This is a genomic window from Mannheimia cairinae, assembly GCF_028649535.1.
In the GTDB taxonomy this organism is placed as follows: domain Bacteria; phylum Pseudomonadota; class Gammaproteobacteria; order Enterobacterales; family Pasteurellaceae; genus Mannheimia; species Mannheimia cairinae.
The window spans coordinates 33,512-60,211 of record NZ_JAQSJE010000007.1 but is presented as its reverse complement, the minus strand read 5'-3'; the positions used below and the strand labels follow the sequence as shown (position 1 = coordinate 60,211).

Sequence of the window (26,700 nt, the reverse complement as noted above, 5' to 3'; positions counted from 1 at the left end):
TTAAGTATGAAACTTTAAGCAATCTTTAGTAAATAAATACAAGCGGTTCATTTTTTGTAAAATCTTACGAAAAAATGGCCGCTTGTATTCTTTTAAAACAAAGGGTTGCGAAATATTTAAAGAGCAAATAGCTTATTAATAACTCTTAACACTAAATTACACTTCGGTACAATAGAATCAACAACTAAATATTCCGTTTTAGCGTGCATATTGCCACCTGTTGGGCCTAATCCATCAATGGTTGGGCAACCTGCAGAAGCAGCAATATTGCCATCACTTAAACCACCAGCATCAATCCATTTAACCTCAGTTTGCATTTCTTGACCTACTTCATCAAATAAGGCTTTAATTTTTGGTAAATTTACTTCATCAATCATTGGAGCCTCATCATTTACAAGTGTTTTAGTTGATGTTACTCCTTCGACAAATGGATTACCTAAGACACGTTGTAGTTGGGCCTCAAAATACTCAGTTGATGATGGCAAGCGATAACGCATTTCAATAGTTAATTTGGCATAATCAGCTATCACATTGTGAGCTGTACCTCCATTTGTCATTACACAGTTGAAAGTATGCCCTATGTCATAATCATTTAATTTAGAGAACTCTACAATAAAATTAGCTGCTTCAACTAAGGCTGAACGACCACGTTCAGGGTTATTTCCTGCGTGAGCTGGTACACCGTGAAATTCAATATCATAGGTAATAACACCTTTTCTAGTTGCAACCATTGAACCATCTTCACGAGCTGGCTCCATAACAAAACAATATTTTGATTTACGGGCATACTCACGAATACTTTCTTTCGCATAAGGAGAACCAAGTTCTTCGTGTGAATTTAGATAAACGGCAACCTTCAGTTTACTTAAATCTAGTTCTTGCAAAATATAAAACGTTAAAAGTGCACCTGATTTATCATCGATTACTCCAAGTGCATTCACTTTTCCATCTTTGAATGTAAACGGAACATCCTTGCCAGAACCGACAGGAAAAACCGTATCCATATGAGCAATAAATAGAATGTCATATTGCGAGGCGTTTAAATCATTACTAATAAGTAAGCTCTCTGCAACTTTATCGCTTGTCATAGGTAAACGTTTATGTGCTAAACCCAATTTATCTGCTTTGTGAATAAACCAATCTGCGACTTTATTAACACCTTCAAGTGAATTTGCTGGGCTTTCAATATCAGTAATTTCTTTTAGCTCAGCTAAAAAAGTATCTAATGCTTTGGTTTCCATAATGCCTCCTAAATTAAAAACTGCATCACAAACATTGCAAGATAAGCATTGATAATACAAATGCCAAACAAGACTAAGTAATGTTTGCCAGGCACTCCTAGCACACCAAGAACACGTCCCATATATTGTACGGTTGATCCGACTAATGCCATACCTGGTAATAAAATAGCAATATGATGAGCATTAAGTACCCCTTCTTGAACCAATGCTACTAATACACCGGCTGCGCCGCCCCAACTTAAGAATGCGGCTAAAAATACGGCTATTGCTTCGCCAGGTAAACCAACAGGAGCCATAATAAAACCTAGCCACTCTCCAATTATTTTAAGTAAACCTGAAGCATTTAGCATATAGATAATTACAAATGCCATAAGAACATTAGGAATTGTGCTATGAATAGCAATATCCCAACCTTTACGAGCACCTTCAATAAAAATATCAGTAATTAATTTCTTTTGCGTACTCATACTTCAGCCTCCTCTTCTTTTACGAAAGTTTTTACATATAAACGCATTAAATTCGCACCAAAAATTTTGAATAAAAATATGACCCCCAAACACATAGCAATAGTGGTTGGAGCTACAGCACCCGATTTATCTGAAACCAAAAGTAATGGAGCAAAAGAAGAGAGGAAATTAGTCAAAAGTGCTCCAGCACTAAATTGAAAGGCAGCAAAAATTAGTAACTCTTTATAAGTAATTTTACCTTCATCACGCAAAAATTTAGTTGTAGAACTGCCAGCATCAGTACTTTGTGTACTTGCAATTAAAGAAATGGAACAACTACCGGGAATTCCCATTAATGGTTTTAAAATTGGACTCATCCATTTAGATGCCGCAGCTAATGCACCAAAATGTTCAAAAATTGCTACAAAACCGAGAGCTAACATCACACTTGGAATAAGTGTTACAGCAAAAAGGAATCCTCCTTTTGCACTGCTTCCTCCAGAGGTTTTTAGCCATTCTGGAAATTGTCCTGTTAGTTTACCGAAGTCAAAAATACCGCCTACAAAGTCTTTGGCAAAACCACCAAAGAATATGATCGCACAAGCTAGCGAAATAGTGCCAACAATCAGCTTTTTAGTTGTGACATTGTTTTCCATAGCAACTCCTTAAAAAATCAAATAACCAAATTTGATTCTACTATTTATATTTAAAGAGTGATGTGATCTGTATCTCAAAACCAAAATAAGCAACTAAATACATAGCATTAATTAAATATAATCTTCTTAGAATTAATGTGATTTGCCATTTAAAATAATTATAACTGTAACTCTCTCTGTAGTTTTTTTATTACCCAATATTTCGTAAAATCAGATAAATAACCATAACTAATCGGTTAAATAAACGAATGAAACTTAATAAACAACTTGCACAAGCTATTGTTAAACGCACAATGCAAATTATTCCAAATTCTGTCAATGTAATGGATGAAAACGGTGTAATTATTGCCTCTGGCGATCCTAGTCGTTTAGGGCAACATCATTCAGGTGCGGTATTAGCATTACGGAAAAATCAATTAATTGAGATAGATGAAAAACTATTACGTCAATGGAATTTAAAAGAAGCACATCAGGAAATAAAACAAGGGATAAATATTCCTATTACCTATCTTGGTGAAAATATTGGTGTAATTGGTGTTTCAGGTTTTCCAAGTCAAGTTAGGCATTATGCCGAGTTAGTGAAAATGGCAGCGGAGTTAATGGTAGAGCAATCTGCTCAATTAGAAAAGGAGCGTTGGCAAAGCCGATATAAAGAGGAGTTTATTTTAAGCTTAGCGAAAGGAGAGCTATCCATTGAGCAAATTAAGCATAAAGCCTCGTTTTTTCAGTTACCAATAAATCAATCGTATGTAGCCTGCTTAATAAAATTAAATGATACGACTGCGGAAGAATTAGAGGCATTACTTTCTCATTTTGCACATTATTATCCACATATCTTAACAGCGGTGGTAAATTTGCAAAATATCTTGTTTTTACAACCGCTTGATAGTCAATTTGCAACTTCAAAAAAGCAGTTATGGCAACACTACATTCCATCAAAATTACAACAACATAACTATAAAATTTCGGTTGGTATTTGTGTTTCTACCTTAATTGAGATTCCTTTTTCATACCATACCGCACAGCAAACATTAAAGTATGCTGAACAGCATCATTTAAAAAAGCAGGTGTTGCTATTTGAAGATTATAAATTTCCAACATTATTAGCCGATTTTGCTCAAACGTGGCAAGCTAAAGAGCTATTAGCCCCTGTATCTCAACTTATAAAAAAAGATGAGAAGCACTTCTTATTCAAAACAATGCAACAATATTTTTTCTCAAATTGTGATCTAGCTCACGCTTCTAAAAAGCTATTTATTCATCCTAATACATTACGCTATCGATTAGATAAAATCGAACAGATAACTTCCTTATCTTTCAATAAGATAGATGAACGAGTTATTCTTTATCTTGGAGCATTGTTACTTAAATAAATTGTATTAAATTACAAAAATATTTCTTTAATATGCAGTTTTTTTGTTTATTTATCTAACGAAAATATTTGGTTATATCCTCATAATGCTAATCGTGTTTAACATTTAGAGGAAATAAAAATGGTTACAGTATCTGCTCTTGGTGCAATCATAGCACTTTCAGTTGCGATTATTTTGATTCTAAAAAAGGTGCCACCGGCATATGGAATGCTTGTTGGGGCATTAGTTGGTGGTTTAATTGGTGGAGCAAATCTAACAGAAACTGTTGGGTTAATGATTGGTGGTGCACAAGGCATTACTACCGCAGTAATGCGTATTTTAGCAGCCGGTGTGCTAGCTGGTGTACTTATTGAATCAGGAGCTGCTAGTACGATTGCTGAAACAATAGTAAAGAAATTAGGTGAGACTAGAGCATTATTAGCTTTGGTATTATCAACAATGATCTTAACCTCTGTTGGAGTATTTGTTGATGTAGCCGTTATTACTGTTTCACCTATCGCTCTTGCATTAGCGAAAAGAGGTGGCTTATCAAAACCTGCCATTTTATTGGCGATGGTTGGTGGAGGAAAAGCAGGTAACATTATGTCCCCAAACCCAAATGCGATTGCTGCATCAGATTCTTTCCAAGTGCCATTAACATCTGTAATGGCTGCTGGCATTATTCCTGCAATTTTTGGTATCACTTTAACCTATTTTTTAGCAAAACGTTTAATCAATAAAGGTTCAAAAGTAGTCGATAGTGAGGTGGCAATCCAAAGTAGCCAACATCTTCCAACCTTCCTACCTGCAATTATCGCTCCCCTCGTTGCAATTATTTTATTAGCCTTACGTCCACTTGCAAATATCAGTATTGACCCGTTAATTGCATTACCGCTTGGTGGTCTAGCGGGGGCAGTTGCAATGGGAAGAGCTAAACAAATCAATCAATTTGCAACCTCTGGCTTATTAAAAATGGCACCTGTAGCCATAATGTTACTTGGTACCGGTGCATTAGCTGGAATTATTGCTAATTCAGGTTTAAAAGATCTATTAATTGATGGCTTAAAAGCTTCGGGATTACCCTCTTATTTATTAGCTCCTATTTCTGGTGCGTTAATGTCCCTAGCGACAGCTTCTACTACTGCAGGTACTGCAGTTGCAGCAAATATTTTTAGTTCGACATTATTAGAACTTGGTGTTTCAGGCTTAGCAGGTGCGGCAATGATCCACGCTGGGGCAACGGTATTAGACCATATGCCACACGGTTCATTCTTCCACGCAACAGGTGGCAGTGTGAATATGGATATTAAAGAACGCCTGCGTCTTATTCCATATGAGAGTGCCGTTGGTTTATTAATGGCTGTTATTTCAACCCTTATTTTTGGTGTATTCAAATTATTCTAGGAGTGTGTGATGAAAATTGTAATTGCCCCAGATTCATTTAAAGAAAGTTTAACTGCATTGGAAGTTGCAGATTCAATAGAAGCTGGCTTTAAACAGATTTATCCAGATGCAGAATATGTAAAAGTACCAATGGCAGATGGTGGCGAAGGTTCTGTACAATCGTTAATTGATGCAACACAAGGCTCACTTATTGAGGTTGAAGTAACTGCTCCTCTTGGGAACAAAACAACTGCATTTTTAGGTATTTCTGGCGATAAACAAACTGCATTTATCGAAATGGCAGCAGCTTCAGGTTTACATTTAGTGCCTTTTACACAACGAAACCCTCTTAAAACCACTAGTTACGGAACCGGAGAGCTTATCAAAAAAGCATTAGATTTAGGTGTGCAAAAAATTCTACTCGGCATTGGTGGTAGTGCAACAAATGACGGTGGCGTGGGAATGCTGCAAGCATTAGGAATCGTCTTTAAAAATTCGCAAGGTAATGAAATTGGATTTGGTGGAGAACAACTTCAACAAATAGCTTCAATTTCAACAGAACATATTGATCCTCGTTTAACAAATGTTACCTTTGAAGTTGCTTGTGATGTAAACAATCCATTATGCGGAGAATTAGGAGCCTCAGCAGTATTCGGTCCTCAAAAAGGTGCAACTCCTGCAATGGTAGAAACGCTAGATCAGGCACTAGCTCACTTTGCTGATATTGTGGAACAACAACTAGGCATAAATATTGCAGACAAAGCAGGGGCTGGAGCTGCTGGCGGAATGGGTGGTGGCTTATTGTTATTACCTAAAACCGAATTAAAAGCGGGTGTACAAATCATTATTGATGCAACAAACTTGGCAGAAAAAGTCAAAAATGCAGATTTAGTCATCACCGGTGAAGGGCGAATGGATGCTCAAAGTATTGCAGGAAAAACACCGGTTGGGGTTGCGAAAACAGCAAAACAGTTTGGAAAACCCGTCATTGCGATCGTTGGTTGCTTACGAGAAGATTACAATGTTGTTTACCAGCACGGAATTGATGCCGTCTTTCCTATTATCCGCAATCTAGGGACACTTGAAGAAACCTTAGCTAAAGGGCGAGAGAATCTGACATCTAGTGCAGAAAATGTTGCTCGATTAATTCAAATACATATGGTAATAAATTAATAATCTATCTAATAGAGGTATAAAATTATATGCCTTTTCTTTTTATATATTTTCTCTAGTATTAGCTTAACTATGCAGAAATTGTTAAAATTACCGCGATGTGTAAAATTCACGCAAAAATAACCGCTTGCAATAGCGGTTATAATGAGTATAGAGAAAATAAAATGAACTACTTAGAAAGTGCAAAAGAGACTTTATCTCTTTATACCTATGAAATAGAGCGATTAAACCAACGATTATCTGAAGAATTTAATCAAGCGGTTGAGTTAATCCTAGAATGTACTGGGCGAGTTGTTGTTGCAGGTATTGGAAAATCGGGGTTAATCGGCAAGAAAATGGTTGCAACCTTTGCTTCAACAGGAACACCGAGTTTTTTCTTACATCCGACAGAAGCTTTTCACGGTGATTTGGGAATGCTTAAGCCGATTGATGTGGTTATTTTAATTTCCAATAGTGGCGAAACGGACGATGTAAATAAACTGATCCCTAGCCTCAAAAGTTTTGGTAATAAAATTATTGCGATGACCGGCAACCCTTATTCGACATTAGGCAAAAATGCCGATCTTATCTTAAACATTAACGTTGAAAGAGAAGCCTGCCCAAATAATTTAGCCCCAACAACCTCTGCATTGGTAACGATGGCATTGGCGGATACATTAGCGATAGCCTTAATTAAAGCTCGTGATTTCAAAGCAGAAGATTTTGCCCGTTTCCACCCTGGTGGTAGTCTTGGTCGCCGTTTATTGAACCGTGTACGTGATGTAATGAGCCGTAAGTTACCGATTATTTCGCCCGAAAGTTCGTTTACCGAATGTTTAAATGTGATGAATGAAGGCAGAATGGGGGTCGCAATCATTATGCATGACGATAAATTAGAGGGGATTATTACCGATGGCGATATTCGCCGTACTCTTGCAAAATTTGGAGCTGAAAGCTTAAATAAATCCGCTTCAGAAATTATGACCCGCAATCCAAAAACGATTGATGAATCTGAATTCCTTGCCAAAGCGGAAGATTTAATGAAGGAATTGCATATCCATTCGTTAATTGCTATTGATGAAAAAGGGAAAGTTTCCGGACTTATTGAATTTTCTAGTTAATTTATGCCCAAAAAACACCCGCTTGTTATCTTGCAAGCGGGTGTTTTTTCCACATTTTTTACTACTATTTTTAATAGAGATCTCTATAAGAAGAATACACCTATTTGGAATAATTTTTCAATTTCATCAATTTGCTTTTTATCATTTACAAAAATGATGACTCGGTCATTTTCTTCTATAACTGTTGATTTATGAGCAATTATTACCTCTTCGCCTCGTACTATTGCTCCAACAATAGCTCCTTGTGGTAATTTTAAATCTTTAATTTGTCTTCCAACCACTTTCGATGAGGTTTCGTCTCCGTGGGCAATAATTTCTATTCCTCCAGCAACACCAAGTTTTAATGATGAAACTTGAAGAATATCACCTTTGCGAACATAGCTTGCTAAGGCAGAGATTGTCGCTTGTTGTGGGGAGATAGCAATATCAATAGTCCCCCCTTGAATAAGATGCAAATAAGCTAAACGTTGCACAAGAATAATCACTTTTTTTGCCCCTAAGCGTTTTGCTAGTAGGGCGGACATTATATTTGCTTCATCATCACTGGTTACGGCAAGAAATAAGTCGATATTTTCGATATGCTCTTCAAATAACAATTCTTCATCTGAGGCATCGCCAGCTAAAACTAAGGTATGGGATAGTTTTTCTGCCAGTTTTTCCGCTAGTTTAGGATTGCGTTCAATAATTTTAACTTGGTATTGCTCTTCTAAATCTCGTGCTAAAGATGAGCCAATACTACCGCCACCGACAATCATAATACGTTTATGGGGTCTATCTAAGCGTTGTAGCTCACTCATTACCGCTCGAATATGTTGTGTCGCACAGATGAAGAACACCTCATCGCCCGCCTCAATAATAGTAGAGCCTTGTGGCACAATAGGCTTGTCTTGGCGAAAAATAGAGACAACACGGGCCTCAATATGAGGTAGATGATCTCGTAATGCCGAAATAGGGTAACCAACCAAAGGCCCACCATAATAAGCTTTTACATTAACAAGGCTTACCAACTCATTCGCAAAGTGTGCTATTTGTAAGGCTCCAGGGTAATGAATTAAGCGTAGAATATCTTTTTTAACCAAGATTTCCGGTGCAATAATATGATCGATTGGCAACACATCGTCGTTAAATAGCTGTTCTTTTTCACGCACATAATCAGCACTGCGAATACGTGCAATTTTAGTTGGCACATTAAAAAGCGTATAAGCGACTTGGCAGGCAATCATATTGACTTCATCACTATCTGTTACCGCAACCAATAAATCAGCATCGCTAGCTCCTGCTTCCCGCAAAACTTGAGGAGAGGCATATTCGCCACGAACAACTTGTAAATCGTGCTTATCTTTTAGCTTATCTAAGCGTGCAGGATCATTATCAATCAAGACAATATCGTTATCTTCACTTACCAAGTTTTCAGCTAAGGTTGAGCCAACTTGCCCAGCACCAACAATTATAATTTTCATCTAATTTGCCACTTTTTGTAATTTTGCATAGAAGAAACCATCTCCGCCATTTGCTTGTGGGAAGAACTGTTTTTCCAATACTTTTTCGCTATTAAAGTCCATTTCTAGCTGTTTTGCATCTGGGTGAGTTTGAATAAACTGCAGAATTTGCTTACTATTTTCTTGCGGTAAAACCGAGCACGTTGCATAGAGCAAAATGCCGTTTGGTTTTAACCTTTGCCATAAAGCTTCAAGAATTTGGCGTTGCAATGCAGCTAATTCCGCAATATCACTCTCTTTACGCAACCATTTAATATCTGGGTGGCGGCGAATTACCCCTGTTGCAGAACAAGGTGCATCTAATAAAATGCGATCGAACATAATATTATCATCTAGCCATTGCTCTGGTTTTGAGGCATCACCACAAACAACTTCTGCTGTTTGCCCTAATCGTTCTAGGTTTTCACGCACTCGTTTTAAACGGCTTTCTTCAATATCTAAAGCAATAACATTCGCTTTTGGGGCTCTCTCTAAAATATGGGTGGTTTTCCCACCAGGGGCGGCACAAGCATCTAAAATCATTTCGCCATTTTCGGCACCTAATAATTCTGCCGACCATTGTGCGTGGGCATCTTGCACCGTTGCCCAACCTTTTTCAAAGTTCATTAGTTGCGTAACGGCGACAGGTTTGTCTAGCAATAATGCACAAAGGGGGATACAAGCGGTCGGATTTGGCTCGGAATTTACCAAATCGCCTAATAAGGTTGCATAATCATTTGGTTTTATACATTGAGTGTTTACCCTAATCCACATTGGTGGACGTTGATTATTTGCTTCAATAATTTCTCGCCAATGAGGGTAAGCTTTTTTAAGCTGATTCACAAACCATTCTGGGTGATACGTTTGCCAATGTTTATCTACTTTTGCCAGAATTTCATCTTGTTCACGCAAAAAACGGCGTAGCACGCCATTGGTTAAAGCCCGAAAACTATCAAGTTTTAAGGCTTTGGTTGCATTAACCACTTCATCTACCGCTGCGTGAGCCGGCACTCGCATATAAAGCAGTTGATATAACCCAACTAAAAGCAAGCAGTGAACTAAACGTGTTTTACCCTTTAGCGGTTTTTCCACTAACAATTTAATAATAGATTCTAAACGAGGCAATACTCGGCAAATGCCAAAAGTAATTTCTTGTACCAGTGGTAAATCTTTTGGGTCTAGTTGTTTTTGAGCGTCAGGAATAAGGGTGGAAAGCGACTTTCCTTGATCTAATACCTGCAAAATAATATGTGCACTTAACGCACGAGAAGAAAGTTTTTTCATAAAATAAAAATGCCATTCTGACAGAATGGCACTATTGTAACTGAATGCGAGATTATCTTAAAACTAAAATTGGTTTAGTTGTATTGCGAGCCACTTTTACGGTATTGGAGCTTAACCCTTTCGATTTAGGGTTACTGCTTGCAAGCATTAAGATTAAATCTACCGATTTTTCCTCCGCAATACGGCAAATTTCTTCATAAATGGTGCCATAGGCAACAATATGTTGCACTTTAGACCCTTCAGGAAAGTTAGCTTTAGTAAACTCGTGCAGTTTTTGGTTAGCTTCTGCCACTACCGATTTATCAAAGTTTTTTGGTAAAAACGCTGCAATTAGGCTGTTATCCACCGGCTCAATAATAGAAACAACACGGTAAACCGCATTAGGATTACTAGCTGTTATTTGAAGTGCTGTTTCTACAACATATTTCGCACTTTTCAGGTCCGCTAAATCAATGGCGATAAGTAATTTATTGTACATAGAAAATCCTTAATAAATGCCCTTAAAGGGCATTTATGAGTTAGAAATTATTGTTTTTTTGCTCTGCGACGTTGATTTGCAATAACACCAACAAGAACTAACAAGGCAGGGATAAATATCCATTCTTTTGCTGGAGCAGGTTGTGGAACCGCAACATAAAGTAATGTTTGATCCCAGTTTAAACCTGCCTTAGCAGCTTCTGAATCCATTTCTACCATATCAATGATAATTTTCGGTGTTTCAATATCATCAACCTCAATGGTTTCTTCCGTTTGAATTAAGGTTAAACCTAAGTTTTTCAAACGTTCTTCTCCATTTTCTCCTTCTGGCACAGGAAGCTGAGCATAAAACTCTATTTCTTTACCATAAGGATTCATTCCAGCGACTTTTAGCGTAATATTTTGCCCTACTTTTGCATCTTGTAGCTGTTCTGTTAAGTGAATCGGCTCAATATGACGCTCTGATGGATAAATTCTTTCCATAAAGAAGCCTGGGCGGAATAAAGCAAATGCCGCAACAAGTAATAATACGGTTTCCCACCATTTATTTTTAGCAACAACAAAATTCATTGTCGCAGAGGTAAATGCTAATACCCCGATGGTAGCGGTAAAGAATACTAACCAACCGTGTCCTGGATAACGAAGATCGATTAATAATAAATCCGTATTAAAGATAAATAGGAATGGTAGGATAATTGTTCTTAAACTATATAAGAATGCCACCATACCTGTTTTAATCGGGCTACCGCCAGAAATTGCCGCTGCCGCAAAAGATGCTAAACCAACAGGAGGTGTAACATCCGCCATAATACCAAAGTAGAACACGAATAAATGCACTGCAATTAACGGTACAATCAATCCGTTTTGGCGACCAACCTCAACAATAACGCCCGCCATTAAAGACGAAACGACGATATAGTTTGCGGTTGTTGGCAAGCCCATACCTAAAATTAAGCTAAACACTGCCACAAGAATTAACATTAATAAAATGTTACCCATCGACAGAATTTCAATTACGTTTGAAAGCTGAACACCAAAACCGGTTAATGCGACAACCCCTACGATAATACCCGCAGTTGCTGTTGCTAAGCCGATCCCCGTCATATTGCGACCACCCGCCTCAAGACTATCGATCACATCTTTTACACCTTGTTTAATAATTTCGGTAGTAATCGATTCTTTACGGAAGAAATTTAATAACGGGCGTTGTGTTAATTGAATGAAAATCAATGTAACCGTTCCCCAAAATGCTGAAAGCCCTGGTGATAACATTTCAATCATCAAACACCAAAGTAAGATAACAACAGGGATTAAGTAATGTAAGCCTGCATTCACTGTCGGTTTTCTTGCTGGTAATGCCACAATATCAGAGTTAGGATCATCAACTTCCAAATCAGGGAAGCTTGCTACACGGCGAATGGCTAAAATATACCAAGTGGCAAGCAATACACATACAATGGAGAAAGCATAATCAGGTGCAACTACACGAATCCAACCTAAACCGTAATAAACCCCGATAACTAATCCAATTACAACAAGAATTGAAGTAACCATTCTTAATAAAAAGACTAAGAATGGACTTGGTGGATCAGTTCTTGGTAAACCTTGTAAATTCATTTTGCACGCTTCTAAATGCACGATATAAACCAATGCAATATAAGAAATTAATGCCGGCAAGAATGCGTGAGTAATTAACTGGCTATATGGCATATTCACATATTCAATCATAAGGAATGCTGCCGCCCCCATAACAGGTGGCATAATTTGCCCATTTACCGATGAAGCGACTTCAACCGCACCTGATTTTTCTTTGGTGAAACCAACACGTTTCATCATAGGAATGGTGAATGTACCTGTTGTGACCACATTGGCAATCGAAGAGCCTGAAATTAAACCAGTTAAACCTGAAGAAACAACCGCAGCTTTCGCAGGCCCGCCTCTTAAATGCCCTAAATAAGCAAAGGCTGTTTTAATGAAATAGTTACCCGCACCGGCTTTATCTAGTAATGCACCAAATAATACGAATAGGAATACATATTTGGTTGAAACACCTAGGGCGACACCAAATACACCTTCAGTGGTAATCCATTGCTGGTTTACAATTTGAGAAAGTGAGCCAGAACGATGGCTAATTATCCACTCTGCAGGTAAATATTGCCCAAAGAAGTTATAAAGTAGGAATACTATCGCAATTAAGACCAATGGTAACCCAAGGCTACGACGAGTGGCTTCCAGTACTAAGAGAACCCCTGCACAACCTGCGATAATATCTTGCAAATTAGGGGCACCAAACCGTTTTACCAACCCTTCGTAAAAGAACAAATAGTATAATCCTAAAAATGCTCCTAAAAATGCAAATGCCCAATCAATATAAGGAATTCGATGTTTAGGGGAGGTTGCAAAAGCAGGGTAAGATAAAAAGGCAAGGAACATTGCAAACGCTAAATGGATAGAACGAGCTTTCGTATCATCGACTACCACATTCAAATTAAAGCCTGCAGAAGTTATCCATTCCTGTAAAACAAATGGGACAGGGGATGCATAATAAATCTGAAAAAGAGACCACAAAATAGCACCATAAACAATGGCTTTCTTCGCAATGCCAGACGGTGTTCGCCCCCCGGTATCATTTGAAGCCACCATATCTTGCAGGTCATCGTAATCTACTTTAGATTCAACTGACATAAAAGACTCCTCAAAATAAATATCAAGCGGCGTTATTTTCCTAAAAGTTTGCATATTTTTGCAAAATTTTCTAAAAAACAGACCGCTTATGAGCCAAAACACTGTTGATAACTTATTAATTCATATCAAAAAACTAATAAGTTATCAACAGCCAAATAAAGACAAAAAACCAGCACGCTAAAAAACGTGCTGATTAAATTAAGTGAAGAAAGCGAAATATTATTTAATCCAGCCTTTCTCTTTATAGTAACGCACCGCACCTTCGTGTAATGGTGCAGAAAGAGCGTTTTTAATCATTTCTTCTTCTTTTAAGTGAGCAAATGCAGGGTGTAAACGTTTGAAGCGATCGAAGTTATCAAATACCGCTTTTGTTACCGTATAAACTTTGTCTGCATCTACATCAGCAGATGTCACTAACGTTGCATATACACCGAAAGTTTCTGTCGGCTCATCTGAACCTTTATATAAACCGCCCGGAATAGTTGCTTTAGCGTAATATGGGTGATCTGCCACTAATTTATCAATTTCAGGGCCTGTTACTGGTACTAATTTTGCATCACAAGAGGCCGCAGCTTCTTTTAATGCACCATTAGGATGACCAACGTTATAAGTAATTGCATCTAAGTTGTTATCACACATTACAGAAGCCATTTCTGCTGGTTTTAACTCTGAAGCAACTTTAAAGTCTCTGTTTGTCCAACCTTTAGCATCTAAAATAACATTCATTGTTGCACGAGTACCAGAGCCCGGGTCACCCACATTAACACGTTTTGCTTTTAAATCATCAAATGAGTTAATGTTTGCATCGGTACGAGCCATTACGGTAAACGGTTCTGGGTGAAGTGAGAAAATCGCACGGATTTTATCGTTTTTCTTACCTTCAAATGAGCTAGAACCATTGTAAGCGTGGAATTGCCAGTCTGATTGTGCAATCCCCATATCCATTTCTTTTGCAGCAATAGAATTTAAGTTAGCAACAGAAGCACCTGTTGATGGAGCATTACATTTCACACCTGTTTTTGCAGTATCACGGTTTACTAATTGGCAAATTGATTGACCAACTACATAATAAACCCCAGTTTGACCACCAGTACCGATAGTCACAAAAGTTTCAGCAGCTTGCACTGAAGCTGTACCCATCACAAGGCTTGCAAGGAAAGAAAGTTTTACTAATTTTTTCATTATTAACTCCTATTATAGAGGGATGAGAAAAGGTAAATTTTATTGTTTTATAAGCTTTAGCCTAAAAACATCACAAGAGATACAAAACTTCTTTGAGTTGCATTTGCCTCTTAACTATGATTATTAGCATAGATTTTTGAATTAGTAAAATTATTTTTAATAATCAAAAAAATCTATCGCTAAAAAGTATCGCTGTCTCGCAGCAAGTGAATATCGCCTTTACGTCTTAAAAAACCAGAGCGATCGAAATACTCAATGAGTTGAACAGTCAGCTTTCGTCCGTAATTTAATTCATCTCGTAATTGATTAACCGAAATACTGCCGTGTTCTGCCACAAAGGCTTTAATCAGAGTGGCGAATTGCTCGATTTGTTCGCTTAATAGAAAACGGTCTTTTACAATCGGAATTAAATAGCCCAATTTCCCTGCTTTGTAGAGTAAGTTACGCATTTGAGTTTCGTCAATAGAGAGCTGGCTGGCAATATCTCGCACCCAAAGAGCTTGATTTGTTGCTTCAAAAAGCGGTCGGATTTGTTGCCAAATTTGCAATTCAGCTGAATCAAATTCAATACGATGCTCTGGCAAATGCAACCAACCTCGGCTATTGGTAAGCTGTTTAGTTTCCACTAATTCATCAATAAATTGATATGCCAGTGTTTCAGGTAAATCCAATAACGCTATACGATACAAACGGGCTTTGGTTACGCCTAATTGATCTTGATGTTGTTGATGATATTCCGCAATTTTAGCTAACACATTTTGCTGGGCGGTATTTTTAAATTCGGTGGTAAACACCCATTTTGAGGAAATATCAAAACCAAGCTCGGCAATATCTTGTGCAAAGCATTGTTCCGCCCATTGTAAAGCGTTTAATTCTCTCGCTTTCTGCTGTAAGCATAAACTCACACGGTTGGCGAAATCATTACAAGCGGTTGTTTTTGCTAAATTTTTTACAAATGCCAAACGTTCATCGGTTCGCTTATGACGTTTCGGCGAATGAATTTCTAACACTTCCGCCCCAGCTAAAGTTTGGCTATCATCGCCACTACGCAAAATCAGTTTATCGCCCACCGCAATATGTAGTGGTTCGTCTAAAATCACTTCTGCAAAATAGTGCTGATTTTTAACCGCTTGCGTTGCCTCAAGTAAATTCAGTTTACCCGTAATATGCGAGGCAAAGTGGTAAAGATGCACCACGCTGTTTTCTTTAAAAACTTGGTTGGCACAAAGTTGAACGGTAATACGATCAGTGGCAAACTTAGGTTCAAGCTCGGTAATCCAATCACCTCGTTGAATATCTTCTTTTTTTACATTAGCGATATTCAACGCTAAACGTTGCCCCGCCAAGCCTGTTTCAGCCGGTGTGTTTTGGGCGTGAATTGCCTTAATTCGCACTGTTTTACCATTGGATAAAAACAGCTCGCTCCCGATATTCACACTGCCCGAAACCGCCGTTCCTGTTACCACCAAGCCCGCTCCTTTTACGTTAAAGACACGGTCAATCGCATAGCGGAATGGTTTTTGTGTTTGGATATTTTGTTGATTTAATTGAATTAAATGGGCTTTCAGCTCCTCAATGCCAGCTAAGGTTTTGGCGGAGGTAACAAAGGTTTTAGCATCGGCTAAAAACGGGTGAGCAGTTTTAACATTCTCAATCAGTTGTGAAATCTGTTCAGGCTCGGCACGATCAGCCTTGGTAATCACAATCATAATATGTTGGAAATTTAATAAACGAAGAATTTCCAAATGTTCTTCGGTTTGAGGCTTAATCCCTTCTTCGGCAGAAATTACTAATAGAGCGTGGTTAATTCCCCCAAGCCCTGCCAACATATTGGATAAAAAGCGTTGATGCCCCGGCACATCAATAAAACCTAAAACATCATTTTCAATCGGTAAATAAGCGTAACCTAAATCAATGGTTAGCCCCCGTTTTTTCTCTTCGGGTAAGTGGGCAGTATTGGTGCCGGTTAAGGCTTGTAAAAGAGCCGTTTTGCCGTGATCGACGTGGCCTGCGGTGCAGATAATCATAAGAATCCTTATTGAGAAATCAGTAGCTATTTTGACGGGCGGATTTAAAATCTACGATATAGACATTTTCCTGACCAATCAGGAATTTTACTTGATGCTTGCCATTTAAAATGGGAATTTCTTTTTTCTTACGAAGTCGATAAACATCAGCGGTATAGGAAAGTTTATCGACTTCGCTTTTTATCGCATCATAAAATTGCTCTGCGATAATAGGGTTTCTTGATTGTTGTAAAATATAATCCGCCTGATGAAATAATTTGGTTTCAGCCTGTTTAAGCCAAATAATGCCATAATCAAACTTCATCATTTTTCAGATAGTCCTAATTTTTTACGCAAATCTTCCATTACTTGATCGTGCGATTTGGTTTCTATCAATCCTTTTTCCAATTTATACAATAAAGCAAGTTCATCTTCTGTATAGAAATTTTTTTGCTTTTCGCTTTCGGATAAATTATGCAATAGTGCGAGATCCATATTATCCCCCTTTCGTTATATAAGCTATTCTAGCCCGATTTAGGTAAAGTTCAAGATTTCACTTTAAGGTAAGTTACCCATTGTTCCAACATTTTTATTTTAACATCTCAACCAATCCCTCAAACTCCGCAACAGATCGTAAATCCAACCAGAATTTTTTATCGGAAAAACGTCCGATAATTGGGTTTTCAAAGGCTTTAAACTGTTTTTCTAATGCGAGTAAATCGCTTTGTTTTTCAGCAGAAATCGTGATTGCAAGCGAAGGTAAACGTTCGGTCGGTAAAGCTCCACTGCCAATTTGTGCAAGGCTTGGTTCAATTTGCAAAATATAGTTGGAATTTAACCGCTTGCCTAATACCTCTTTTAATTTTTCCGCTTTGGTTTGTAAGGTTTCAAGAGATTGTGTGAGCAAATTCAAGGTTGGTAAATCTGCTGTCAGCTTTTCTGGGAATAAATAGTGGCGTAAGGTTGCTTCAAGAGCAGATAAAATCACTTTATCGCAACGCAGAACCCGTTTTAATGGGTGTTGTTGCAGTTGTGCAATCATCTCTTTACTTCCCACAATAATCCCAGCCTGTGGGCCACCTAATAATTTATCGCCAGAGAATGAAACAAGGCTCACACCCGTAGCCACTTTTTGTTGCACCATTGGTTCTGCCGGTAAATTTAAGGCTTGCATATTGGTAAGCGAACCACTGCCCAAATCACTAATCACGGGCAAATCAAACTCTTTACCAAGAGCCACCAACTCTTCTTCCGAAACGGAGCTTGTGAAACCTTCAATATGATAATTACTGGTGTGTACCTTCATTAAAAAGGCAGTGTTTTCATTAATCGCATTACGATAATCTTTTAAATGAGTGCGGTTGGTTGTGCCAACTTCCACCAATTTACAACCAGCTTGAGCCATAATATCTGGAATACGGAATGCTCCGCCAATTTCCACCAATTCACCACGGGAGACAATCACTTCCTTGCCTTGTGCAAAAGTAGCTAACATCAACAACACCGCAGCTGCATTATTATTCACAACACAAGCTGCCTCAGCCCCCGTAATTTGTTGCACCAGTTCAGAAATATAATTATCTCGGTGTGAGCGTTTGCCCTCTTCAATATCAAACTCTAATGCCACATTATTTTGCATAGCATTGGTTGCTGCTTGAATCGCATTTTCCGACCATAACCCTCGCCCTAAATTGGTATGCAATACCGTACCCGTTAAATTAAAGACAGTTCTAATTTTAACCTTACTTAAATTTTGGAGTTTTTCTTCCAACATCATAAAAAAGGTATTTTCATCTGCAATAAAATGCGGAATAGAATGATGTTGAGAAATAAAACGGCGAGCTTGTTCAATCAGCAAACGAGCTTGTTCTGCAACTGTCGAATATGCAAATTGTTGGCATAATTCGACCGCTTGTGGTTGCTTTAAGAGTGAGTCCAGAGAGGGAATTTGTCGGAATAATTGTTGCATAGTGATTTTCTGTTGAGAATTCTTTTGATAATTCTAATAAATAAAGTACAATATTGCCATCTTTTCGGAAGTGCGTCATCTCCGGTGAGGTGGCAGGACTTCAAATCCTGTTGAGGACGCCAGCGTTCTCGGGTGGGTTCGACTCCCATGCACTTCCGCCAAATTTTAGGCAACTAAATGTTAAAATTTAGTTGCTTTTTTATTACCTATATCAAATAACCTTCCAAAATTTTATAAAAAATGCGATCTAGCTCACATTTTTTATTTTTTCTATTTGTAGTGAAAATTTATTAAAGTATAATTATTTGGAGTATTTCTTCACAACAAAATCTAGTCTTTTGACTACCTTTTGCAATATAAAAAAGGAACAGTTATGTCAAAACTATCTCGTGATACTATCTTAAATAAAATTCAACACGGACTCATTGCATCTTGCCAACCGGTAGATGATGGCCCAATGGATAAACCAGAAATTGTTGCCGCAATGGCACAAGCTTCAGTCATAGGTGGAGCCAAAGGGATTCGTATTGAAGGTATTGAAAATTTAAAAAGCACTCGAGCAGCCGTTGAGGTACCTATCATCGGTATTGTAAAACGAGATCTGCCCGATACCCCCATTCGCATTACTCCTTTCTTAGAAGATATTGATGCTTTAGCTGAAGCAGGAGCAGACATTATCGCCGTTGATGGCACATTCCGCACACGTCCTGTAAGTATTGAAGATGCAGTAAAACGCATTCACGATAAGGGATGTTTAGCAATGGCGGATTGCTCTAATCTTGAAGAAGGCTTACATTGCCAACAACTTGGTTTTGATATTGTGGGAAGCACAATGTCTGGCTATACAGGAGGAGATATTCCAGCAGAACCAGATTATCAATTAGTTAAAGATTTAAAAGCAGCTGGCTGCAATGTAATGGCAGAAGGCCGTTATAACACACCGGAGCTTGCCAAAGTCGCTATTGAAATCGGAGCAGATTATGTGACAGTTGGTTCAGCTTTAACTCGATTAGAGCACATTGTAAGCTGGTTTGCTGATTCGGTTAATTCAGCGAAAAAATAGAGGTAAGTTATGCGTTGTTTAGCCATAGATATTGGTGGCACAAAAATTGCGACCGCTATTATTCAAAACAATCAAGTTGAGCAACGAAAACAAATTCAAACGCCAACGGATAGACCACAAGAAGATCAAGCTGGGAGTTTGCATCAAGCATTAAAAGAAGTGGTTGAACATTACCAAGGACAATTTGACTTTATTGCCGTTGCTTCAACAGGCATTATCAATCAAGGTATTTTAACCGCCCTTAACCCGAAAAATTTGGGCGGTTTGGCGGAGTTTCCACTAAAAGAGAGTATTGCTCGCCACACAGACAAACCTATTGGTTTGCTCAATGATGTGCAAGCAGCGGTTTGTGCCGAATACTTATTTGAAAACCAACAAGCGGTTAAAAATTTTGTATTTATTACCGTTTCAACTGGTGTTGGCGGTGGCATTATTTTAAATGGCGATTTATTAACAGGTCCGAATGGCATTGCAGGACACATAGGGCATACGCTCGCCGATCCTAACGGCCCGGTTTGTGGTTGTGGTAGAGTTGGTTGTGTCGAAGCGGTAGCGGCAGGACGAGCCATTGAAGCAGTTTCAAGCAAGTGGGATGAGCCTTGTACCCCTAAAGAGGTTTTTGAACGCTTTAGACAGGGCAATCAACAAGCGGTCGAATTAGTTGAAAAATCTGCAAAAGCAATAGCTAATTTAATTGCTGATTTGAAAATTAGTTTAGACATACAAAAAGTGGTATTAGGGGGAAGTGTTGGCTTGGCGGAAGGTTATTTACCGCTTGTTCAACGCTATTTAACTGAAATGCCAACAGTTTACCAATGTGCATTAGAAAATGCACAATCAGGACAAGATGCTGGTTTAATCGGTGCCGCTTGGTGGGCGGAAAATCGGCTTAAACAAGGATTAACGCTTTAACAAACAAATTCTAATTTTGGAGAATCAAATGAAAAACTTAAAAGGTATTTTTAGTGCGTTACTCGTTCCTTACAACGAAGATGGCTCTATCAATGAAAAAGGTTTACGCCAAATTATCCGCCATAACATCGAAAAAATGAAAGTAGATGGCTTATATGTTGGTGGTTCAACTGGTGAAAACTTTATGATTTCAACCGCAGAGAAAAAAGAAATTTTCCGCATCGCAAAAGATGAAGCGAAAGATGAAATTGCCTTAATTGCACAAGTAGGTAGCGTAAACTTACAAGAAGCGGTTGAATTAGGTAAATATGCTACAGAATTAGGCTACGACTGCTTATCTGCAGTAACACCGTTCTACTACAAATTTAGCTTCCCAGAAATCAAACACTACTATGACACAATCATTGCAGAAACAGGTGCAAATATGATTGTTTACTCTATTCCATTCTTAACAGGTGTGAATATTGGGGTAGAACAATTCGGCGAACTTTACAAAAACCCGAAAATCTTAGGTGTTAAATTCACAGCAGGCGACTTCTACTTATTAGAACGCTTGAAAAAAGCTTATCCAAACCACTTAATCTGGGCTGGTTTTGATGAAATGATGTTACCAGCTGCCGTATTAGGTATTGATGGAGCGATTGGCTCAACATTCAACGTAAACGGGGTTCGTGCTCGTCAAATTTTTGAATTAGCTCAACAAGGTAAAATTCAAGAAGCATTAGACATTCAACACGTTACTAACGACTTAATTGAAGGTATTTTAGCCAACGGATTATACTTAACCATTAAAGAGTTATTAAAATTAGAAGGTATAGATGCAGGCTACTGCCGTGAGCCAATGACATCAAAAGCAACAGAAAAACAATTAGCGGTAGCGAAAGCTCTGCACGAAAAATTCTTATAATTGCTATTATTTCATATAAATTTCCTTAACGCTTTTGCACCTTGTATAGCTAAAACTACTCAAGGTGCTTTTTTATTTCTATTTTTTGATATGAAGGGAAAATATTTTTAGACTAAAATAACACTATTGTTGGATAAGATTATTTTAGTAGCATATTTATGATCACATTTATTATTGGCATTTTAGCGGGAGTAGGAATTGCCTTTCAATCTGCTGTTAATGCCCGATTACGTTTGCATCTTGGCTCACCATTTTTAACTTCTTTAGTCTCCTTTTCTGTCGGATTAACTTTTTTATTTACCTTATCCTTATTGCTTAACAAGCCGTTACAATTTCATCAAAACATATTTGAAATAGCACCTTTCTGGGCTTGGACTGGCGGATTTTTGGGAATGATTGCCTTAACCATTAATGTTTTAATCTTCCCTAAATTAGGTGGTGTACAAACTGCCGTAATGCCAATTTTAGGGCAAGTCATAATGGGTATCCTTATTGATAGTTTTGGTTGGCTTAATGCTCCACAAATTGCATTTTCTGGCAATCGTATATTAGGCATAGCATTAGTTTTATTAGGTGTTTTTGTGGCTGTTGTTTTGCCAAATTTAAGAACATTAAAAAACAAAACAGGGGGTAATGAATTATGGCTATGGCGAGCAGTTGGGGTATTAGGTGGTATTTCGATGGCAACCCAAGCTGCGGTAAATGGTGAACTTGGAAATGTACTTGGTTCGCCTTTAAGTTCAGCGATTGTCTCATTTTTAGTTGGCACATTAGGCTTGTTATTCGTTGTTATTTTTTATGAAAAAAGTGTTGTTAATTTAGTAAAATCAACAAAAGAGCAACCTTTTTGGATGTGGCTTGGAGGTGTGTTAGCCGGTTCATTTATTTTCGCTAGTGTTTGGCTTGTACCACAAATAGGTACCGGCTCGGTTGTAATGTTAATGCTATTAGGCTTAATTTCAGGCAGTATTTTGGTTGATAGATTTGGGCTGTTTAGCGTGGTAAAAAAAGCGATTTTACCCTCGCAAATTATCGGCATTGTTCTGCTTTTAGCAGGTGTGGCTTGTATTCGGGTTTTCTAATAAAAAAACAAGCGGTCGGTTTTGCAAAAAAGATTGCAAAATCAACCGCTTGAATATTCTTATTCAGATAAGCTTACCCCATAAAAAGGTGTATATCCAAATGGGTTTTGTACGAAACCTTGCACTCTTTTGCTTAATGGTACATAGTTAATGGCGTGAGCCAGCGGAATAAATGGTGTTTGCTCATTGGCAATTTCCACCGCTTGTTGATAGAGTTTCGCTCGCTCCTCACGGTTTTGTGTTTGTACCGCTTGTGCTAGTAAGTTTTCAAACGTTTCATCCGTCCAGCGTCCATAATTTGTGCCTGGAATATTCGCTTTACTTAACAATGGGAACAGGAAGTTATCAGGGTCGCCATTACGGCTCGTCCAACCATAAGTACCGGCAGAAAATTCACCTTCACGAGTACGTTTATTAAAATCTGCCCATTCGTGAGTAACTAACTTCGCCTTTACACCAATTTTTGCCCAGTCTGTTTGAATAATTTCAGCCGTACGGCGAGGGTTTGGATTAGACGGACGAACCACTGGCTGCACCCAAATTTCCGTTTCAAAACCGTCGGCAAAACCAGCCTCCGCTAATAATGCTTTTGCCTTTTCTAAATTAAATTCATATTGAGGCAAATTCGGGTTATAGCCTAATACCGCATCAGGGAACGGGTTTGTTGCCACAGAACCACCACCTTGATACACCGCCGCCACAATAGATTTTTTATCCGTCGCATAATGTAATGCTTGGCGAACTTTCGGATTGTTTAATGCTGGCTTTGTGCTATTTAAACCAATATAAGCAAGATTTAACCCTTCACGCTCCAGTAAATTTACCGCAGGGTCTTGTTTCATTTGTGCAATATCTGAAATATTCGGGAAATCAATGACATCGCACTCTCCCGCTCTTAACTTAGCATAACGAGTGCCGGCATCTGGGGTAATGCTGAAAATAAGTCTGTCGAATTTCGCCTTTCCTTCAAAATAATCTAGGTTGGCGGTATAGCGTACGGCGTGATCAGTTTGATACGTTTGGAAAACAAAAGGACCTGTACCAATCGGCTGTTGATCAAGTAATTCAGGTTTTCCTTCCGCCAGTAATTTATCGGCATATTCTTTAGAATAAATCGACAAGAAATCCATCGCAACTGTCGTTAAAAAGGGGGTATTTGGCTGTTGCAACGTAATTTTAACCGTATGATCGTCCACTTTTTCTACGGATTTTAAGATTTTCGGCAAATTCATCCAATGGTAGTAAAAATAGGTTCCGCCAGAAACTTTATGATAAGGATGATCGGCATCAAGCTGACGTTGGAATGAGAAAAGCACATCATCCGCATTTAATGGGCGAGTTGGGTTAAAGGTTTTATTTGCGTGGAATTTCACATCTTTTCTTAAATGGAAAGTATAAGTCAGACCATCTTCAGATATTTCCCATTTTTCAGCCAAACTTGGCTCAAGTTCTAATGTACCCGCTTTAAATGATAACAAACGATTATAAATTTGCTGAGAACTTGCATTAAAATCATTGGCATCATTGGTAATAGCAGGGCTTAATTTCATTGGTGGGGTTGCCACGCAGTTAATCAATGTGTTCGCTGGTGCAGCATAAACAACACCTGAACTAAGAAAAGCTAAACTGAATGCTAATTTAGAAAGACGCATAAAAACTCCTTAAATAAGATATTAAGCGTAACTTACTCGGCATTATATCGTTTTAAAAATAACCAAAACTTATAAGTTATAACCAAAGCTAATTCGTAAGAATCATTTGCAAACAATGGTATCTTCGCTAGAATAGCAATAACGATTTTTTAACAAGAGATTTAAGATGAACTCTATTTGTATTATCACTGGCAGCACATTAGGTGGTGCGGAATATGTTGCCGATCACATTAATGATGTATTAACCGAACAAGGCTTTGAAGTAGAGCTATTTAACCAAGCAACACTTGCAGATATTGAAGGTAAATCACATTTAATTGTCGTTACTTCTACCCACGGTGCTGGCGAATTACCTGATAATATTCAACCTCTATTTGCTGATTTAAAGTCAAGCTCTGCTGACTTCAGTACAATGAAATTTGGTGTCATTGGGTTAGGTAGCAGCGATTATGATACTTTTTGCAATGCCGTTGATATTGTAGAAGATTCTCTTAACGCTAAGGGAGCAAACCAAGTATGTGAATCACTACGTATTGATGTGGTTAATAATTTCGACCACGACGCTAGTGCTGAAGAATGGCTACCTTCTTTTCTACAAAATCTATAAGGATTTATGATGAATAAAATGAGATTCAGTATAGGTTTATTCTCTATTTTAGCTTTTTATTTACCTACTCATGCTAAATCAGAGCCTCTTAACCAAATTTATCACGTTTTAAATTACAGTTGCTATCAAACAAAAGATGAATCAGGCAGTATTGTCGAATATTGCTCACCGATATATACCGATAGCATAGAGAATTTTCAGATTCCAATGCAGGGCTACCACACAGAAGACAGTAAGTTAGATTTAGCTCGCCACTATGCTCAAAATAAAAATAAGGCATTAAAAAAAGCAAAGCAGCCATTAACACACGCAAAAGATAAAGAAAACCCAGAATATGGAACTATTGAATACGCTGAAAAATATCGAGCTGGAACCGTACCTGTTTCTGTTGGTGTAAGTGGTAATCTAGGTGGTTCAACAGCAACAACCTCTGCCGGAGGTTTAGGAAATAGAAACCCTCAACATATTGTAGAGCGTGAGAACATTCTGGCTAAAAAGGCTGAAGAACATCATAAAAAAGAAGTACAACGCTTAGAAAAAGCTAAGCGTGATTTAATTATATTAAAGAAAAGAGTTGAAGAAACGAGAGCTGAAGCCGAAAAAGCAGCTCAAATAGCCAAAAATAGTCCAAGTGATGCTAACTTAAAAAAAGCAAAAGATGCGGAATCTGCAGCGAATTACCATTTATCTCGCTTGAAATTAAGCAAGGTAGAGTATTATGAAGAAAAAGTGAAAATAAGTGCGAAAAAAGCAGAAGAGGCTAGAGCGAGAGCAAACAAAGCTCAAATGCTTTTTGAAGCAGGCGAAACAAATATTAGACAACAGTTAGATAAAAAATAATGAACATATATTGTTGAGTTGCATAATATAGTATTTGAGGAAAATATAAATAATGCGATATCTTATTGTCTTTGGTACTCGCCCTGAAGCTATAAAAATGGCTCCTCTCATTAATGGCTTTAAAAAAAGTGGTTTAAATTTTCGTGTTTGTGTCACCGCACAACACCGTCAAATACTAGATCAAATTTTGGAGCTTTTTGACATTAAACCAGATTATGATTTAGATATTATGAGTAGTAAGCAAACGCTTTCTTCCGTAACATCGTCTATTTTAGAAAAAATCCAGCCAGTTATTGATGAATATAAGCCAACTACTATTTTTGTTCACGGTGATACGGCAACAACATTGGCTACATCTTTAGCAGCTTACTATAACCAAATTGATATTGCACATATTGAAGCAGGATTACGAACCCATAATATTTATTCGCCTTGGCCGGAAGAAGGCAATCGCAAACTTACCGGTGCATTAGCAAAATATCACTTTGCCCCCACACAAAGCACTCAAGCTAACCTGCTTGCTGAAGGTATAAAAACGGAAGATATTTACATTACAGGAAATACCGTTGTTGATGCTCTTTTTCTTGCCTGCCAAAAAATTGATAAAAATGCCGAACTTTTAGACCGCTTACAAAAACAATTTAACTATATTGAGGGTAAAAAAGTGGTATTAATCACCGGCCACCGTCGAGAAAACTTTGGTTTAGGTTTTGAAAATATCTGCGGTGCTATTTCTTATCTAGCAGAACAATTCCCAAATGTAGAATTTGTTTATCCAGTCCATTTAAACCCAAATGTAAGAGAGCCGGTAAACCGTTGGTTACAAGGAAAAACGAATATCCATCTTATAGAGCCACTGGATTACTTAAGCTTTGTTTACTTAATGCGTCAATCTTATTTAATTTTAACGGATTCAGGCGGAATTCAAGAAGAAGCCCCATCATTAGGAAAACCGGTATTAGTAATGAGGGATACCACAGAACGGCCAGAGGCAGTTGAGGCAGGTACGGTAAAACTGGTGGGAACATTCAAACAAACTATTATTGATAGTGTAACCGAATTACTAACAAATAATGAGTCTTACCAACAGATGGCAGAAGCCCATAATCCTTATGGAGATGGTACTGCTGTAGAAAAAATATTAATGATTCTTGGAATTCAAAAACAATAAAGAACAAGCGGTCATATTTCACAAGTTTTTCGCA

The 26,700-nt window shown here is 37.9% G+C and carries 24 protein-coding genes and 1 tRNA gene; 12 read left to right on the top strand and 13 right to left on the bottom strand.

Features of this window, described 5'->3' with window-relative positions; all coding sequences use genetic code 11:
• Positions 1-116 precede the first annotated feature (116 nt).
• The 3 genes from PTQ27_RS07185 to PTQ27_RS07175 are packed head-to-tail and all read right to left on the bottom strand — an operon-like array spanning position 117 to position 2,343.
• On the bottom strand, positions 117-1,241 hold the full coding sequence (locus PTQ27_RS07185) for a M20/M25/M40 family metallo-hydrolase (RefSeq protein ID WP_273749185.1): 1,125 nt from the start codon (positions 1,239-1,241) through the stop codon (positions 117-119).
• Positions 1,242-1,249: 8 nt separating this feature from the next.
• Positions 1,250-1,708 (bottom strand): YjiG family protein, encoded by a 459-nt coding sequence (locus tag PTQ27_RS07180; protein ID WP_273749186.1) that lies wholly within the window; start codon positions 1,706-1,708, stop codon positions 1,250-1,252.
• On the bottom strand, positions 1,705-2,343 hold the full coding sequence (locus PTQ27_RS07175) for a nucleoside recognition domain-containing protein (protein ID WP_273749187.1): 639 nt from the start codon (positions 2,341-2,343) through the stop codon (positions 1,705-1,707). The genes PTQ27_RS07180 and PTQ27_RS07175 overlap by 4 nt, the downstream gene beginning before the upstream one ends.
• 248 nt (positions 2,344-2,591) lie before the next feature.
• Here PTQ27_RS07175 and PTQ27_RS07170 point away from each other — a divergent pair, with 248 nt between their 5' ends.
• The 4 genes from PTQ27_RS07170 (at position 2,592) to PTQ27_RS07155 (ending at position 7,351) form a co-directional block, all read left to right on the top strand.
• Positions 2,592-3,716, top strand: coding sequence for a sugar diacid recognition domain-containing protein (locus tag PTQ27_RS07170; protein WP_273749188.1), 1,125 nt, complete (start codon positions 2,592-2,594; stop codon positions 3,714-3,716).
• 120 nt (positions 3,717-3,836) lie between these two features.
• Positions 3,837-5,099: a GntP family permease gene (locus PTQ27_RS07165; RefSeq protein ID WP_273749189.1), complete on the top strand. Its 1,263-nt coding sequence runs from the start codon at positions 3,837-3,839 to the stop codon at positions 5,097-5,099.
• A gap of 9 nt (positions 5,100-5,108) precedes the next feature.
• Complete coding sequence (locus PTQ27_RS07160; protein ID WP_273749190.1) at positions 5,109-6,251, top strand: glycerate kinase; 1,143 nt, start codon at positions 5,109-5,111, stop codon at positions 6,249-6,251.
• 164 nt (positions 6,252-6,415) lie between these two features.
• Complete coding sequence (locus PTQ27_RS07155; RefSeq protein ID WP_273749191.1) at positions 6,416-7,351, top strand: KpsF/GutQ family sugar-phosphate isomerase; 936 nt, start codon at positions 6,416-6,418, stop codon at positions 7,349-7,351.
• Positions 7,352-7,434: 83 nt separating this feature from the next.
• On the opposite strand, the gene trkA is transcribed toward PTQ27_RS07155, so the two are convergent.
• The 9 genes from trkA to selA all read right to left on the bottom strand — a co-directional run bounded on the left by trkA (position 7,435) and on the right by selA (position 18,432).
• Positions 7,435-8,811 (bottom strand): Trk system potassium transporter TrkA, encoded by a 1,377-nt coding sequence (gene trkA, locus PTQ27_RS07150; protein ID WP_273749192.1) that lies wholly within the window; start codon positions 8,809-8,811, stop codon positions 7,435-7,437.
• Positions 8,812-10,113 (bottom strand): 16S rRNA (cytosine(967)-C(5))-methyltransferase RsmB, encoded by a 1,302-nt coding sequence (gene rsmB / locus PTQ27_RS07145; RefSeq protein WP_273749193.1) that lies wholly within the window; start codon positions 10,111-10,113, stop codon positions 8,812-8,814. It abuts the gene before it with no gap.
• 52 nt (positions 10,114-10,165) lie between these two features.
• Positions 10,166-10,591: a universal stress protein gene (locus tag PTQ27_RS07140; protein WP_273749194.1), complete on the bottom strand. Its 426-nt coding sequence runs from the start codon at positions 10,589-10,591 to the stop codon at positions 10,166-10,168.
• A gap of 47 nt (positions 10,592-10,638) precedes the next feature.
• Complete coding sequence (locus tag PTQ27_RS07135) at positions 10,639-13,275, bottom strand: TRAP transporter permease (RefSeq protein ID WP_273749195.1); 2,637 nt, start codon at positions 13,273-13,275, stop codon at positions 10,639-10,641.
• 219 nt (positions 13,276-13,494) lie between these two features.
• Positions 13,495-14,457: a TAXI family TRAP transporter solute-binding subunit gene (locus PTQ27_RS07130; RefSeq protein WP_273749196.1), complete on the bottom strand. Its 963-nt coding sequence runs from the start codon at positions 14,455-14,457 to the stop codon at positions 13,495-13,497.
• Between the two features lie 179 nt (positions 14,458-14,636).
• A complete protein-coding gene (selB, locus tag PTQ27_RS07125; protein ID WP_273749197.1) occupies positions 14,637-16,484 on the bottom strand; it encodes a selenocysteine-specific translation elongation factor in 1,848 nt (615 codons plus the stop codon).
• 19 nt (positions 16,485-16,503) lie between these two features.
• A complete protein-coding gene (locus tag PTQ27_RS07120; protein ID WP_273749198.1) occupies positions 16,504-16,791 on the bottom strand; it encodes a type II toxin-antitoxin system RelE/ParE family toxin in 288 nt (95 codons plus the stop codon).
• Complete coding sequence (locus tag PTQ27_RS07115) at positions 16,788-16,958, bottom strand: hypothetical protein (protein WP_273749199.1); 171 nt, start codon at positions 16,956-16,958, stop codon at positions 16,788-16,790. The genes PTQ27_RS07120 and PTQ27_RS07115 overlap by 4 nt, the downstream gene beginning before the upstream one ends.
• 94 nt (positions 16,959-17,052) lie before the next feature.
• Positions 17,053-18,432, bottom strand: a complete 1,380-nt coding sequence (selA, locus tag PTQ27_RS07110; RefSeq protein WP_273749200.1) for an L-seryl-tRNA(Sec) selenium transferase — start codon at positions 18,430-18,432, stop codon at positions 17,053-17,055.
• Between the two features lie 66 nt (positions 18,433-18,498).
• Between selA and PTQ27_RS07105 the strand changes: the two genes are divergently transcribed.
• The 5 genes from PTQ27_RS07105 to PTQ27_RS07085 all read left to right on the top strand — a co-directional run bounded on the left by PTQ27_RS07105 (position 18,499) and on the right by PTQ27_RS07085 (position 22,396).
• Positions 18,499-18,593: transfer RNA gene (locus PTQ27_RS07105), tRNA-Sec, on the top strand.
• 212 nt (positions 18,594-18,805) lie between these two features.
• Entirely contained in the window at positions 18,806-19,495 is a 690-nt protein-coding gene (locus PTQ27_RS07100; protein ID WP_273749201.1) for an N-acetylmannosamine-6-phosphate 2-epimerase, read from the top strand.
• A gap of 9 nt (positions 19,496-19,504) precedes the next feature.
• Positions 19,505-20,407, top strand: a complete 903-nt coding sequence (locus PTQ27_RS07095) for an N-acetylmannosamine kinase (protein ID WP_273749202.1) — start codon at positions 19,505-19,507, stop codon at positions 20,405-20,407.
• Positions 20,408-20,435: 28 nt separating this feature from the next.
• Positions 20,436-21,314 carry an N-acetylneuraminate lyase gene (nanA, locus tag PTQ27_RS07090; RefSeq protein WP_273749203.1) on the top strand — a complete coding sequence of 293 codons (879 nt, stop codon included), beginning with the start codon at positions 20,436-20,438 and terminating at the stop codon, positions 21,312-21,314.
• A gap of 158 nt (positions 21,315-21,472) precedes the next feature.
• Positions 21,473-22,396 (top strand): DMT family transporter, encoded by a 924-nt coding sequence (locus PTQ27_RS07085; RefSeq protein WP_273749204.1) that lies wholly within the window; start codon positions 21,473-21,475, stop codon positions 22,394-22,396.
• A 59-nt stretch (positions 22,397-22,455) separates the two neighbouring features.
• Here PTQ27_RS07085 and PTQ27_RS07080 read toward each other — a convergent pair whose 3' ends face one another.
• A complete protein-coding gene (locus PTQ27_RS07080) occupies positions 22,456-24,048 on the bottom strand; it encodes an ABC transporter substrate-binding protein (protein WP_273749205.1) in 1,593 nt (530 codons plus the stop codon).
• 166 nt (positions 24,049-24,214) lie between these two features.
• Between PTQ27_RS07080 and mioC the strand changes: the two genes are divergently transcribed.
• From mioC to wecB, 3 genes are read left to right on the top strand one after another with little or no spacing between them, the layout of a single operon-like run.
• Entirely contained in the window at positions 24,215-24,655 is a 441-nt protein-coding gene (gene mioC / locus PTQ27_RS07075; protein WP_273749206.1) for an FMN-binding protein MioC, read from the top strand.
• Positions 24,656-24,673: 18 nt separating this feature from the next.
• The gene (locus tag PTQ27_RS07070) at positions 24,674-25,495 is read left to right on the top strand and encodes a hypothetical protein (protein ID WP_273749207.1); all 822 of its coding nucleotides are present in this window, start codon (positions 24,674-24,676) and stop codon (positions 25,493-25,495) included.
• A 52-nt stretch (positions 25,496-25,547) separates the two neighbouring features.
• Positions 25,548-26,666, top strand: a complete 1,119-nt coding sequence (gene wecB / locus PTQ27_RS07065; RefSeq protein WP_273749208.1) for a non-hydrolyzing UDP-N-acetylglucosamine 2-epimerase — start codon at positions 25,548-25,550, stop codon at positions 26,664-26,666.
• Positions 26,667-26,700: the final 34 nt, after the last annotated feature.